The organism is Geobacillus sp. 47C-IIb (assembly GCF_014679705.1).
GTDB lineage: Bacteria > Bacillota > Bacilli > Bacillales > Anoxybacillaceae > Geobacillus > Geobacillus thermodenitrificans.
In genome coordinates this window covers 2,846,425-2,860,115 of the sequence record NZ_CP061473.1, presented here as the reverse complement: position 1 = coordinate 2,860,115, position 13,691 = coordinate 2,846,425, and the positions used below count along the sequence as shown (strand labels likewise).

18 protein-coding genes are annotated in these 13,691 nt (G+C 48.5%); 4 read left to right on the top strand and 14 right to left on the bottom strand.

Annotated elements, in window-relative coordinates; genetic code table 11:
* Position 1: 1 nt before the first annotated feature.
* Positions 2-748, bottom strand: coding sequence for a threonine/serine exporter family protein (locus IC804_RS14475; protein ID WP_008878868.1), 747 nt, complete (start codon positions 746-748; stop codon positions 2-4).
* A gap of 279 nt (positions 749-1,027) precedes the next feature.
* Here IC804_RS14475 and IC804_RS14470 point away from each other — a divergent pair, with 279 nt between their 5' ends.
* Positions 1,028-1,195 (top strand): hypothetical protein, encoded by a 168-nt coding sequence (locus IC804_RS14470; protein ID WP_155121004.1) that lies wholly within the window; start codon positions 1,028-1,030, stop codon positions 1,193-1,195.
* 186 nt (positions 1,196-1,381) lie between these two features.
* On the opposite strand, the gene IC804_RS14465 is transcribed toward IC804_RS14470, so the two are convergent.
* The 5 genes from IC804_RS14465 to IC804_RS14445 all read right to left on the bottom strand — a co-directional run bounded on the left by IC804_RS14465 (position 1,382) and on the right by IC804_RS14445 (position 6,618).
* Positions 1,382-2,008: a VC0807 family protein gene (locus IC804_RS14465; protein ID WP_081157184.1), complete on the bottom strand. Its 627-nt coding sequence runs from the start codon at positions 2,006-2,008 to the stop codon at positions 1,382-1,384.
* 51 nt (positions 2,009-2,059) lie between these two features.
* On the bottom strand, positions 2,060-2,986 hold the full coding sequence (locus tag IC804_RS14460; protein ID WP_081157185.1) for a diacylglycerol/lipid kinase family protein: 927 nt from the start codon (positions 2,984-2,986) through the stop codon (positions 2,060-2,062).
* A gap of 181 nt (positions 2,987-3,167) precedes the next feature.
* Positions 3,168-4,082 (bottom strand): UDP-N-acetylmuramate dehydrogenase, encoded by a 915-nt coding sequence (gene murB, locus IC804_RS14455; protein WP_008878872.1) that lies wholly within the window; start codon positions 4,080-4,082, stop codon positions 3,168-3,170.
* 225 nt (positions 4,083-4,307) lie between these two features.
* A complete protein-coding gene (locus IC804_RS14450; protein WP_008878873.1) occupies positions 4,308-5,291 on the bottom strand; it encodes an ornithine cyclodeaminase family protein in 984 nt (327 codons plus the stop codon).
* A gap of 34 nt (positions 5,292-5,325) precedes the next feature.
* Positions 5,326-6,618, bottom strand: coding sequence for an MFS transporter (locus IC804_RS14445; RefSeq protein ID WP_011887010.1), 1,293 nt, complete (start codon positions 6,616-6,618; stop codon positions 5,326-5,328).
* A gap of 392 nt (positions 6,619-7,010) precedes the next feature.
* On the opposite strand from IC804_RS14445, the gene IC804_RS14440 reads away from it, so the two are divergent.
* From IC804_RS14440 to IC804_RS14430, 3 genes are all read left to right on the top strand, one after another.
* The gene (locus IC804_RS14440; protein ID WP_008878876.1) at positions 7,011-7,277 is read left to right on the top strand and encodes an IMEF encapsulin system ferritin-like cargo protein; all 267 of its coding nucleotides are present in this window, start codon (positions 7,011-7,013) and stop codon (positions 7,275-7,277) included.
* Positions 7,278-7,491: 214 nt separating this feature from the next.
* A complete protein-coding gene (locus IC804_RS18730; RefSeq protein WP_223812826.1) occupies positions 7,492-7,629 on the top strand; it encodes a 2Fe-2S iron-sulfur cluster-binding protein in 138 nt (45 codons plus the stop codon).
* 127 nt (positions 7,630-7,756) lie between these two features.
* The gene (locus IC804_RS14430) at positions 7,757-8,293 is read left to right on the top strand and encodes an HD domain-containing protein (protein WP_060475689.1); all 537 of its coding nucleotides are present in this window, start codon (positions 7,757-7,759) and stop codon (positions 8,291-8,293) included.
* A gap of 117 nt (positions 8,294-8,410) precedes the next feature.
* On the opposite strand, the gene IC804_RS14425 is transcribed toward IC804_RS14430, so the two are convergent.
* The 8 genes from IC804_RS14425 to IC804_RS14390 all read right to left on the bottom strand — a co-directional run bounded on the left by IC804_RS14425 (position 8,411) and on the right by IC804_RS14390 (position 13,611).
* The gene (locus IC804_RS14425) at positions 8,411-8,959 is read right to left on the bottom strand and encodes a DUF2179 domain-containing protein (RefSeq protein WP_008878879.1); all 549 of its coding nucleotides are present in this window, start codon (positions 8,957-8,959) and stop codon (positions 8,411-8,413) included.
* Positions 8,960-9,357: 398 nt separating this feature from the next.
* Complete coding sequence (locus IC804_RS14420) at positions 9,358-10,230, bottom strand: gamma-glutamylcyclotransferase family protein (protein WP_008878880.1); 873 nt, start codon at positions 10,228-10,230, stop codon at positions 9,358-9,360.
* 115 nt (positions 10,231-10,345) lie between these two features.
* Positions 10,346-10,561, bottom strand: coding sequence for a hypothetical protein (locus tag IC804_RS14415; RefSeq protein ID WP_008878881.1), 216 nt, complete (start codon positions 10,559-10,561; stop codon positions 10,346-10,348).
* A complete protein-coding gene (locus tag IC804_RS14410) occupies positions 10,545-10,877 on the bottom strand; it encodes a hypothetical protein (protein WP_131261677.1) in 333 nt (110 codons plus the stop codon). Before IC804_RS14410 ends, IC804_RS14415 begins: the two co-directional genes overlap by 17 nt.
* Before the next feature lie 94 nt (positions 10,878-10,971).
* Positions 10,972-11,286: a helix-turn-helix domain-containing protein gene (locus IC804_RS19125; RefSeq protein WP_158083260.1), complete on the bottom strand. Its 315-nt coding sequence runs from the start codon at positions 11,284-11,286 to the stop codon at positions 10,972-10,974.
* A 79-nt stretch (positions 11,287-11,365) separates the two neighbouring features.
* Positions 11,366-11,956 (bottom strand): tetratricopeptide repeat protein, encoded by a 591-nt coding sequence (locus IC804_RS14400; RefSeq protein WP_223812825.1) that lies wholly within the window; start codon positions 11,954-11,956, stop codon positions 11,366-11,368.
* A gap of 305 nt (positions 11,957-12,261) precedes the next feature.
* Positions 12,262-12,486, bottom strand: coding sequence for a hypothetical protein (locus tag IC804_RS14395; RefSeq protein ID WP_190300620.1), 225 nt, complete (start codon positions 12,484-12,486; stop codon positions 12,262-12,264).
* 90 nt (positions 12,487-12,576) lie between these two features.
* Positions 12,577-13,611, bottom strand: coding sequence for a ribonucleotide-diphosphate reductase subunit beta (locus tag IC804_RS14390; RefSeq protein ID WP_008878886.1), 1,035 nt, complete (start codon positions 13,609-13,611; stop codon positions 12,577-12,579).
* Positions 13,612-13,691: the final 80 nt, after the last annotated feature.

The window sequence follows — 13,691 nt, the reverse complement described above, 5'->3', positions numbered from 1 at the left end:
ATCATCGAATGGATAAAACAAAGGCGATGCCGGTGCCAATCGCAAACGCCGTCAAAAACGCTTCGGCCCCGCGAGACAACCCGGCGATGAGATGGCCGGCCATTAAGTCACGCACCGCGTTCGTAATGGCCAACCCTGGAACAAGTGGCAGCACAGAGCCGATGATCATTTTCCCGATATCCCCTCCAAATCCGGCCTGTACCATTAACAATACGAGACCTCCTGCAACAAAAGCAGCAAAAAATTCCGCGAAAAACCGGATTTTCACGAACCGATGCACCATTTCAAAACACCAAAACGCCACCCCTCCGGAAAAAAGCGATGGAAAAAAGTGAACCATCCCTCCTCCAATCAATGACGCAAAACAGGCACTCGCTAACGCTGCAGCGGCGGTTTGCTGCCAAAGAGGGTAACTCATTGGGGCGCGTCTGACTTCCTCGAGCTCCTTGCGCGCCTCTTCCAGCGTCAATTCGCCGCGGCTGATGCGCCGAGAAATATCGTTCACGACCGCCACTTTCGCCAAATCAGTCGAACGATCGGAAATGCGGATCAGTCTCGTTGAGTCCGTCCCTTCAATGGAAAAAATGATGGCCGTTGGTGTGACATAGCCGTGGGAGCGTGACATGCCAAACGAAGCGGCAATACGCGTCATAGTATCTTCAACTCGATACGTCTCTCCACCGCTTTCGAGCATCAATTTTCCCGCCAGTAAGCAAATCTCCATAACCTCATCAATCCGCTCCGTCATCACCGATATACTCCTTTCCACTTGCAAAGACGACAGGCAGCGGGCGTTCCATCCCGCTTTCTTAGCCTCATTAGGCGTTGATAGCAAAAACAAACTCCTACCAAATCGATTGGCAGGAGTCGTGGCTTACGCACCATTTTCAATAAACTTGCCCCCATTATACCAAATAAGTTGTTACTTGCCAAACGGCGAACAGAGCCCCATGGTTTCTTTTTTTGCTAAACTTGCCCTCCAAAGAAGTACACCATTGACAAAGCGAAGCAAAAGCTGAAAGCCAAAATGGAAAAACGGCTGACAAAACAAGCTGAAGTAGAAGAAACAGACAATAAAGTGATACTGACAACTAGCGAAACGGAAGAGTCGAAAAATGGAGGTGCGCGATCTGCTCCTGAAACGGGTACAGAAAAGCTCGCCACTGTACCAGCATTGTCAGGAAGACGTCACTGAAATGAGCAAACGAACACCAGCACAAAATCATCCCTTACGAAAGCGAGAAAACAAAGAAGAAAATAAAGTTAAAGCAACGATTGTTTCCCAAACGCATCGAACACAGCTTTTTATCTATATCTATGTATAGTACTGCCTCCTTCTCCTCTGTTTTTCTCTCCAATGCTTTAGTTCTCTCATCTACATTCATGCCGGATAATGGGGAGTGTCACGGTTCGAGAGGATCTTCGAGATGCGGACAAACCCCAACATACAGAGAATCGTAATCCCCCAACCAATGACTTCGCGAATCACAATCGCACGGTCAAACGCTTCGACGCCATAACGAACGATCAAATGCGCCTTAATCGCCGCCAGCAGTCCATCGCGTAAGGCAAAGCCAACGGTGATCCATTGAAAAAGCGGGAAAACATCGCGCTCAAAAAATTGCTTTTTCATTACCGAACGCGGCGCTCCCTGCATTTCCACAAAATCAAGCGAAAAATAAAGCATCAACGGGCGCTTGACAACGACAGTCGCTAGAAAAAAGACGGACAAAGCAATTGAGTACCATACGTCGTTCCATAACATCTGCAACGCTGATCCGGCTAATACGTTCAATAGCGTACTAACTGCGAGATTGACAAGCAAAAACGTGCCAAACCATTGTACTCGGCGAATGGACCAAAAACGGTAAACCGTATAAATCGCTCCCGGCACGGTGCAAATCAACATCACCCCGTACTCCCCGACCGGGCCGCGCAATGCATGCCAGAGAACGATCGGAAACACCACATAGAATACGACATCAAGCATGACCATCCGCTTCTCCATCACTCGTCTTCCTCACACCTCCTTTCTTCTTTTTACATACGTACCAATCATTCACAAAGTTTCCGCACCGATCACTCTCAAGCCTCCAGACTCAATCCAAGCTGACACCTCTCCTCTCCCTGCCTCCTCTCCATCAGCGTGAACCGGCACAGGAGCAGCAGGGCGAATGCGCACGTTCCGCCCAGCAAACACGGAAACTTCTTTCATTCGCACATGCCCGCCCCAAAATACGGTTAGAAATACTGAAAGAATTTTCCAACGCGTCAGACGGCTGACAACGGTCACGTGAAGGAGGCCGTCATCGGCCCGGGCTGACGGTGCAATGCGCATCCCGCCACCATAGTATGGATGATTCGATACGGTCGCCACCCAAGCTTGTTGAAACGAATAGGTTTGTCCGTCAATACAAATATCGAGATCGGTCGGTTGATAACGGAATAGCTCTTTCACTAAATAAAACACATAAACGAGTGTACCGAGTCCGAGGCGGTTCAGCCGCCCTTTCCATTTGGATCGGTTGACTGCGCGGGCAATGTGAGCATCAAAACCACAGCCGATGCTATTGACAAACACTCCATCCCGTACATCACTGCTCACAAAGCGGCCAAGATCACCGCTAGCTACCTTCCCAGTCAACAGCCGTTGAAGCGCCTGTTCCGGACGGCGTGGCATGCCGAAACCACGAGCAAAATCATTTCCTGTCCCTGCCGGGATGTAGCCGATGACGACATGCGGAAACAACGACGCCCCGTTGACGACTTCATACACAGTTCCGTCCCCACCAACAGCAATGAGCACTAGCGGTTCAGCATTTCGCTCAGCAATCAGGCGGGCAATTCGTTTTCCGTCTCCTGCCTTTTTCGTCCAATGCACTTCATATGACAAGCCTTCCTGCTCCAGCATATGCTGCACCCGTTCCCATACTGTTGCCGAGCGGCCGTTTTTGGCTGCAGGGTTAACGATAAAATACAGATTCATCTTCCTTCCCCCGTTTTCCAAATACTATTCCTATTACTCTATTTTTTCAGTTCATCGATAACTTTGAACACTCTCCCGCTACGATTCGATGATGCAAGTTATGCCTGCGCATGAAAAAGAGAATCTTCTCAGTTCGACATGATAAAAAAATCCGAACCCGCCAATCGGGTTCGGATAGGTGTCACTCTTCGCCGAGAATTTTCACTTCCAATTCAAGTTCAACGCCGAATTTTTCTTTCACTGTTTTGCGCACCATTTCGATCGTCGCAATGTAATCGGCAGCCGTTGCATTGTTTTTATTAATAATAAACCCGGCGTGCTTGGTCGACACTTCCGCACCGCCAAACCCTTTCCCTTGCAGGCCGCTGTCTTGAATAAGCTTGCCGGCAAAATAGCCCGGCGGGCGCTTGAATACGCTGCCGACTGACGGGTATTCAAGCGGCTGCTTTGATTCACGTTGAAACGTCAAATCATCCATTTTGGCTTTAATTTGTCCATAATCACCCGGCTGGAGTGCAAACACGACTTCAAGCACAATATCGTGTGTCCGGCTAATCAAGCTCGTTCGATATCCGAGTTCGAGCTCCTCATTTGTCAACGTCTTCAACTCGCCAGTAAGCGTCGCCACTTTCACATGGTCGAGCACATCTTTCACTTCTCCACCGTAAGCCCCGGCATTCATCATAATCGCCCCGCCGACCGATCCCGGGATGCCGCAGGCAAACTCCAAACCAGTGAGATGTTGTTCCAGCGCAAACCGAGACACTGCCTTAATATCTGCTCCGCTTTGAGCGATGATGTTGTTCCCTTCGCGCCAAATGCGATTGAGATGCTTCAGCTGCATAACAATACCGCGCAGCCCGCCATCGCGGATAATGACATTGGAGCCGTTGCCAAGAAGCGTAAACGGCAGCTCGTACTCCTCTTTCAGCCGCAGCACGTCAACGACTTGTTCGTACGTTTCCGGCCAAACGAGAAAATCAGCCTTGCCGCCGATCCGCACTAATGTATGATGTTTCATCGGCTCATCGCGCAAAACATTCTCTTCTCCACAAATAGCTACAAGTTTTTGATAAATGTGTTCCGCACGTTCCATCTTTCTGTCACCTTCTTCGTTCATTCCATGCTGACAAGCGCATTCATCACGCACTGTTTCCATTATCGCCGGAAACGCGCCTCATATCAAGTGGGCAATGTTCCTTATTCTGTTTTATTCCGGACTAGGCCCAAAGGTGACGCGGATGGAAACGGCCCAAAAAATGGACGGACAGCCGTCCGGAAAACGACCGCCTGTCTCTCTCCAAAACAACATATGCATCCCTTACAACTCAATTTCTTGCCCTGCTCCGAGCTCCGTCGCCTTTTGATAGACGCCCATCGCCACGGCCAAATCATAGAAAGCTGCTCCAACCGATTTAAACAAGGTGATTTCCTGTTCATGTTGCCGCCCGGCTTTCTCCCCGGTGACGAGTTCCCCGATTTCGGCATCAATTCGGGAAAAAGACCATTTTCCGCTCTCGGCCGCCTGAATAAGTTCTCCTGCCTCATGCTTGGCGCCCTCCACCGTATCAACAACAATACGGTCAGCCATAACGATAGTTTCCACATCCAATTCACGCATATGCGGCAAATACGAACCGATGGCGCTAACGTGCGTGCCCGGCTGCAGCGCCCGACTTGAGAATACCGGTTGCTCCGAGCGCGTGCTGCATACAACAATGTCCGCCTGGCGGACGGCCTCATTTGCGTCATCGACGATGTGCACTTTTCCGTTCCAGCAAGAGTTCATTCGCTGCATGTCCAACGCAAAATGTTCCGCTTTGCTTCTCGTCCGGTTGTATAAGAAAATATGCTCGATCTCCCTGACCGCAAGCATGCCGGCTACTTGTTCCCTCGCCATCGCCCCTGTTCCGATCACGGCTAATCGCGATGCCTCTCGTTTGGCTAAATAGTCGGCAGCAATCGCCGATAGCGCTCCTGTTCTCAGCCGCGTCAAATAAGTGGCACTGCAAAGCATCCGGTGCTCCCCAGTTTTCGTATCTGTGAATATCATAACTCCTTGGGTTGTCGGTTTTCCTAAAGCGGGATTGTGCGGAAAAATGCTCACCACTTTCACCGCCGCCGCTCTCTCCTCCGCAGAAGGCATATACAAAATCGAAGCGTCATCATGCGGAAAAGAAAGCACTGTGCGCTCAGGGGTGTTCACATTCCCTGACTGTTTTTGATGCAACATTTCCTTTACATCGGAAATAGCATCCTCCATCGTATACAGACGCTGAATTTCTTTCTCCGACAAAATAAGCATGATTCTCCCTCCGTTAGAACGAAACGGAACCGCGTTACGCGATTCCGTCTTCCTCATCAAGTTCCTCATGTTTGCGGTCGCGCACCGACCAAACTGCGATCAGCGAAACAAGCGATACGAATATAATGTACAAGGCGACCGGAACATAAGAGTTCCCGTACGCCGCAAGCAAGGCTGTAGCGATCAAAGGCGCCGTTCCCCCCGCTAATGCAGCACCGATTTGGTAGCCGAGCGAAATGCCCGTGTATCGAACATTGGACGGGAAAATTTCCGAAAACATCGTGCCGAGCACGGCCGTAATCGGTGCCCAAATGATGCCAAGACCAATGATCGTCGCTATCATCAACAAGGCGACTGATTTTTGTTGCAAAAGCCAAAAATATGGGAACGCATAAACGATCATCCCGATCGTCCCCGCTATATAAAGCGGCTTGCGGCCGTAACGGTCCGACCATTTACCCATCAGTGGAATCAGAATCGTCGTCACGACTGTCGCCACAGTTACTGCATTCAATGCTGCTGTTTTCGAGAAACCTAAGTTCGTTGTTGCATATGAAACGATAAACGTTCCAAAAATGTAAAACGGCGCTGTTTCAACCACTTTGCCGCCGACTGCGATCAATACTTCCTTCCATTGAGTTCGCAGTGTCTCAATAAGCGGCACGTTCGCCACTCGTCCGGTTGCTTGCACCTTCTTAAACGAAGGTGTTTCATCAATGCCATGGCGCACCCACAATCCAAAAACGACAAGCAACGCACTTAACAGAAAAGGAATGCGCCACCCCCATGACATAAACGTCTCGTCCGGCATAAGCGTCATGAGCGACATTACAAAGGTGCCAAGAAGCAAGCCGATCGTCACGCCCATTTGCGGGATGCTGCCGAATAAGCCGCGCTTTTCTTTCGGTGCGTATTCGACCGCGAGCAACAGCGCCCCGCCCCACTCACCGCCGAGACCAATCCCTTGGATGAGGCGAAGCAAAATAAGCAGCACGGGCGCCCATATGCCGATCGTTTCATACGTTGGCAACAGCCCCATGCCGGCCGTGGCGATCCCCATGAGACTTAACGTCAAAACAAGCGTCTTCTTTCGCCCGATTTTATCGCCAATATGACTAAACACAATGCCACCTAACGGGCGAATGAAAAATGAAAGGGCAAATGATGCATATGATAAGAGCAAGCCGACAGTTGGGTCTTCACTTGGAAAAAACAATTGATTGAACACAAGTGCTGCGACCGTTCCATACAGAAAGTAGTCAAACCATTCAATTGAACTGCCGACGAGACTCGCGACTAAAACCCGTTTAGATACCCCTTTATCCATCAGTTCTCCCCCCTGTTGATAGACAGTCTATCCATAATAAATTATATAAAAATATTATACAGACAGTAAATAATAAATATTCTGATTATTTATCAACTTTGCCTTTCATCCCCTTTTCCTTATCCATATATTTTGGCTTGAGTACATTCTCTATTTCTTCTTAAGAAGCTGTATTTTTTACTGATTGTTTCCTTACCGCCTAGCCGTTTTCAATAGGAAATGAAAAGAGATATTTGTAAAGTTCCTCTATTGGGGAAGCTTTGTCTTTAAGCCTCGTTTCTCCATCAATCACCAACCTTCTATATCAACCAAGAAAGCAGCATAGATTAGATGTTTATCCCGCTTTTCATGTGAAAAAGATGATATAAGACAATGATATGGGAGGGAGTTCATTGCACGACACACTAGCGGAAGTCCATGCTATTCTTAGCCGCTCCAAAGAAGCGCTCAGCCAATTTCAAGCCATTTTAGAACCGACGATTGAACAAGCCACTGATGATCATGAGCGGCTGTATTGGCATCATATTTACGAAGAAGAGGAACACCGCTTTGATCGTTGGGCCGCTTTGCTTCCAAAACTGGAAGAGGCGTTGGCGAACGAAGCGTTCTTATCGCGGGAAAACGGCGATTTTCTGCGTCTTTTGCAAGCCAAAAAATGAAACCAACATTTACTGTTACTGTCGGCTCGCTGAAGCCTACCGCCCGTCCACCCATGCAAGCTGCTTCTGCTACATCATCCAAACCTAATGTGCCGCTTGCTGCATCCTCTGTTATTCAAGTAGAACAAAAAGGAAAACGGTTTGTCGTGCAACCAGCCTCCGGCGTTTCCCTTCTTGATGCCGCCCCTTGGCAAGGCATTCCACTTGATCATAAATGCAAAAAAGAACGTGTGGCCGCTGTGCTGTCACCCTCCTTGCCGGCGCTCACTTTCTCGCCCCGAAAACACGGCGCGAGCGCGAAAAAACGAATCAACCAACGAAACGGCTGGCTTGCCAAGCACGGATGAAATAGGTCGACCACTATTGTTCAACACGGCCGGCCTATTTTTCATCCATGCAACCGCTCTCGTCCGTTTTCCCCCATTGCTGGCTTCTTCTTGCCATGATATGATGGTAAGAAAAACACGGAGGGGATGCCCATGAGAACGGTCACCTTAACGGACGTCTTTACCCATCCGATTGCGCAAAAATATTTAAAACGATCTGGCCTCGCCCACGCCATCGCCACAGCATACTACGCCTATCACCTAGCCCTCCGGTACGGAGTCAACCCCGATCTGGCGACGAAAGCTGCGCTGCTTCATGACATCGGTCATTATACATGGTACAAAAACGGTCAATGGGATTATGAACAATACAAGCAAAATGACATCCACGCCATTAAGGGAGCAGAGCGCGCTCATAAATTGCTTATCCACCTTGGCGAACATCCGCAAAATGCGAAAGAAATCGCCTTAGCGATTTTGCTGCATACTGATTCATACCTTCCGGAAGGCGAGCTGAAACGAAATCCGCTCCAAGCCATCGTCAAATGGGCTGACGAAGCCGACGAGGAACCCGGCGGCCGCCACCATTACCGAACGATCAGCGATGATTTGGCGTTGAAAAAAATCCGCCAGCTTGATGAACTCGTCAGCCGCCAACTTGGAAAAGAGCAGCTCGGGGATATCGTTTGACCTCTTTCCTTATGTTGACGTTCCCCGTTCACAGGTACGAAACATCGATACGAACAATGTGTACGCCCTAAACGGAAACAGCCCACCCGTTAACCAGGTGGGCTGCTCGCGTATCAGTCATGACTCGTGACACTCCTTTTTCCTTTTCACACGCTTTTTCATCGAGGCGACTAAAAACCCGCCTTTAAACCGCCGCGGCTCGTAAGAAATGATAAACGCCTTCGGTTCATACCGTTCGATCAGTTCCAATAACTCCTCTTCCCGATTCCGTTTCGTCAAAATATCAAGCCGATACCGCTGACTGTCCCTTCCTTCCCCCGTATAAACGGTAACGCCATAGCCACTTTCCCGAAGCAAGTGAATCAACTCTTGGTTTTTTTGTTGCAAATTGACCGTCACAGTCGTATACCCAATCGCCAGCTTTTGCTCGATATATCCTCCAATAAAAAGCCCGGCGCCAAATCCAGCCGCATAGACGATCATAACGATATAGCTTTGTTCTCCGCTAAAGACGATCGATAGTCCAAACACATAAATGAGTGCTTCTAAAAATCCCATGAACGCAGCCAATAGGCTCATATTTTTGACCATAAAAATGGTCCGCAGCGTTAAAATCGGCACATAAACAAGCTGCAGCGCCAACACTAAAACAATGTCTTTGAGCATGTCATCCCCCTCAAATCGTCAAAAAAATAGAATAAGCCAGATGCGCATTTACGCATCCAGCTTGCTATCCTTTCACCTCCTCATCATATCAGCTACCCTCACCTGCTGTCTATGGTATAAATCTCCCTCCTATTCCCGTCGCAATATCGCGGAGATCCATCAAGCTTGAAACAAGGCACAGGTTGACTGGCAAAGCGTTTTCCACGAATTCCCCCATATATTAAGAAGTGATGATACAGTTGGGAGAAGCCATCTAAACGCTGAAGTTGCTGTCACATGACAGCTATGCCGAATTTACGGTAAAGAGCCCAACGATGTGCAGAAACCATCACTTCCTAGCCCAAAAAACAGCAGGTCTTGGATCGTCATCCCTGCCGCCAATGAGCTGTACTTTATGCTTACCGCCCTTTTTTCTGTAAGGTTTCAATATGACGCCGCACTTGCTCGATGTATTGCGGACTTAAAAGAGACGTCCCTTCATCAAGAATAATCGAAGCGTACGATTCGCTCGGAGCAATTTCATCCAACTGTTTCTCAACGACAACGTACGTGAGGGCGGAAACAAGTTGTCCGTTATGCTGCACATCGATGTATTCCCGGCGGTACACACCAGCCGGAACACCTTCGCGCCAATCCAAATCCTTTACGTAGCGTGACGAAATTTTGTACAGCACCCCTTCAACCCGGTCGCCAGGAGAAGGTACGATATCAGCCACCCCGCCTTGCCGACCGGACGAATACCGCGTAAACGCCAACCGATAGTCATCAAGCACGGCCCGCCCCATCACTTCGAAATGCGGGACAGTGCGGCGAAAATCGCGTTCACTCATGCAAGAGCCATACGCAAAATACATCACTTCATCTTTTGAATGAAGAAACGCCATCCAATCACCCCCGAAAATGGGTTGAGCGTTTTGCTCGAGCCACTCTCTCTGTTCCTCTGGATAAACATAAGTGTAACAAATATATTTGTTGCCATCGGCGGTCACTGCTGTAACGGTGATTCGTTCATACTCGTTAGACTGCCCCGGACCGTGATACCCCTCAAGCTCATCGAGTATGGTTAGCGCTGTTTCCGGATTGCTGAGTTCCAATATTTCGCCGCGCACTGTCCCTCTTCCATCCACCATTGCCGGATAGCCGTATGGCAAATGAAACAGCATCCCTTTTACCGTTGCCTCGTGCACAGACTGCACATACTCAGCAATCAGCTGGTGATTCCCCCCACCTCGCCGAAGTGTTCCGTATACAAATACATTGATCATTTCCATTTTTATTCCTCCGTTATCCTTAAAATACATGTTTGTTGGATTGTCGTTCACCGCTCGACCCCTAGCAGCCAAACCGTTGAAAAATCTATCAAGCTCCTCCTAGGACACTGCATCGTCAACGGATCGGCCAGCTTCCTCTTTCCACCGTTCGCTGGCCCCACACATTCCCATAGCGATGATAGCAAGAAAGGCAAATTTCTACATCCATCTTGTATTGTTTCAATACATCCAAATGACCGTTCAGCGTGGAATCATCAAAAATGGTGAACGCGATTTTATAATCCGTGTCCATCTGCCGGCAGAGCGCATGCAGCTCACGAAGACTGCTCATAGCGATGTCCTCGTACAATTGAACACGTCTGCCCTTTTTTCCCTTCAATGAACGGTCTCGCCTTTTCTTGGATCACAGGGTCATTGAGGACATAATACGCCACCATGAGCAGTCCGTCCTCAAGCATATGCTCGAGCGTCGGAATCCATACTTTTTTCTTAAACGGTTTCGGGTGTTTAGACGAGAGAAGATTTTCCGGGACTAAAATCCATGCCGGTACGCTGTTCTCCGATAAAAACAAATAATGAGTCGGGTTAATGCCGCCGTGGTACGGATGACCCTTTCCGATCAACAATTGTGCTGTCAATGTCGCCATTGCGACTCCCTCCTTCTCCTTCACTTTATGGATTACAATGTCATCATACGAAAAAATGGTCACCAACATGGTGACCATTCCCGTAGGCTGTTTTTCATGTGAAATATTCATATTCATCCAGGCAAACGATAATCCGGTACGGAATCTTACAATTCCACACATATCCTTCCCCTCTTACATTCACAATAATCTGATCAGCTGGCTCGGAAAAACATTGTTCTAATTTTTTCCTCAACTTATTGATCATTTTTTTCACGGTATCTTTATCTTCCCAAACGTTACTAAGGATGGCATCGTATCGTTTAACCTTCGGCGCATCCTCGAGCAAATAGCGAAGCAATTTGACAAGTCGACCGGGCAAGCCAACAGAGTCATGCGGGCCATGGAAAACCGCTTGACCCCTCCGCATATCTAAAATGACATATGTTTCGTCTTCCTCAGCCAGTCTGCAAGCTTCTTCGTATGTAATATAGGAGCGTTTATTTCGTTTAATAGAAATGAAACATCCTCTTCCTCCACATCCGTTTTTTCCCCACATTCACTTGCAAACGAACATTGTCAATTTCCGTACGATACAAACGCTCGCTGTCCCTTTCCTTCGCTTCATCAAGGAGGCGAAGCGCCTTTTCGGGACCGCCAAGCTGATTATAGGCGATAGCGCTAGAACAGAGCGCACGAATATAGTGATACGGTTCTAGGTTTTTGCTTGTTGATTGCAAAACGAGTTGGAATTGACGAATCGCCTTATGCCACCGCCCGTCATACAGCTCGAGATGCCCCAAATGGTAGCGGCAAACCGCGTCTTCCGGATCAAGACGAAGAGCTTCTTCAAACAATTTCCTCGCTTTGCGATAATTCTCTTTCTTTAACTTTATGTCACGGCCATAATCGCGCAAAATTTGAGCAAACCATATTTTGAATTTCCTATTTTTCGGTTCGAGTTGAGAGAAACGAAGACAAATGTCTTCCCCCCCCCGTTTCAACCATTTCCAGTCATCATCGCTCTCCTCTTCCGCAAGCCAATGATTCAATTCTTCTCGCAGCCGCTCCATGTCCTGTTTTTTCTCCATTTCTTCCATCTATCTCCCCTCCCCTATTTCAACAGCAAGGGACATGCTTTTTTCTCATGATACTATGACACATGGAAGCATTAGGAATACACCAAGCAGCTCCTCCATTCGACAAAAGCAATATCATTTTTTCCCATTCTCATTGTATAATCAAAACAGAAGAAGAGGAACTAGTATGGAGTGCGATACGGTCGTGAAAGAGATGGTAGGCGCTGAAGTTATTTTCTCGGCAATATCCGTGGCCAAACTGACGATCTGCGCAATCAGCTGCGGGCCGGAATCCAAGAAACCGCCGACAGTCTCGAGCCAAAAGGCTACTGTTTCATACAGAAGTGAATGATCGGTTTGACCGGCTCGAGTAAACATGTACTTGTTTGCGTATTGAACTCAACTTCCCCACCGTGAAAACCGTCCAGCATGAAAAATGACACCATCTTGCCGAGCAGCTCGTCCCCTTTCAGCGATGTCCTGCCATCTATGAAAAACCGCAGGACACGTCCACGACGGAGCGCCGCCGTTCTCTTGTTTGCCGCCATCATATCACGAAAGACGATCAATCAAAAGAGAGACGAACGGCCTTGTCTGACAAAAAAGCCACGCCTGACCATCGTCAAACGTGGCTTTCCTCATTATAATTCATCAAATCCGTTATCCACTTGCACTTTCGTATATTGGCGCGGTTTTTGTTCAAAAAAGTCGGACTTGCCAAGGTCGACTTCTTCATACGCCTTAATCCAGCGGAGCGGGTTTGTCCGGTAGCCGTCAAACGGACGGTCGAACCCAAGCTGATGGGCGCGGACGTTGGCGTAAAACTTAATATACGCTTCCAAATCCGCCAAGTCGATGCCATCAATGTCATTTCCGATGATTTCCCCAGCCCATTCGATTTCCAGCTCGGCCGCTTTCATAAACGTACTGCGGGCAAAATCAGCCAACTCGGGCGTCCGATACTCTGGATATTCATTCAGCACTTCCTTGAAAATTTTCGCAAACAAGTCAACATGAATGTGCTCGTCACGATTAATGTAATTGATCATCGTGCTTGTCGCCACCATTTTTTGCTGGCGGGCGAGATTGTAAAAGAAAGCGAATCCTGAGTAGAAAAACAGCCCTTCCAAAATCACGTCAAAAACGATCGACCGAAGCAAGTTCTCGACGTTCGGCTTTTCGGCAAACGCCTTGTAGCCGTTCGTCACAAAGTCGTTTCGCTTGCGCAACGTCGGTTCATTCCGCCAAAAATCAAACACTTCATCTTGCTTCGCTTTTGGTACAAGACTTGAGAGCACGTACGAATACGAGTGATTGTGAATCACCTCTTGCTGGGCGAGCATAATCATCAGCGCATTAATGCTCGGGTCGGTGATGTAATCGGCAACACGTCCTGCGTAATCGGTTTGGATGCTGTCAAGGAGCGCCAAGAGCCCGATAATTTTTAAAAATGCATCCTGCTCGCGTGCGGTTAGTTGCGGAAACTGCTTCACATCTTGCGCCATATTGATTTCAAACGGCGTCCAAAAGTTGGCGAGCATCCGCTTATATTTCGCATACGCCCAAGGGTAGGCGATATCGTCCCAGTTCAACACATTCGAGCAGCGTCCATTGATCATGCCTGTTGAGCGGTTTGGCGCTTCTGGATCCATAATCGGTCGTTTCGTCAAGTTCATCGTCGATTCCCCCTCGTGTCATCGTATTCCTAGGCAACCCACTCACCGGACATCTCTTCTAACATAAGAAACCCGATCCG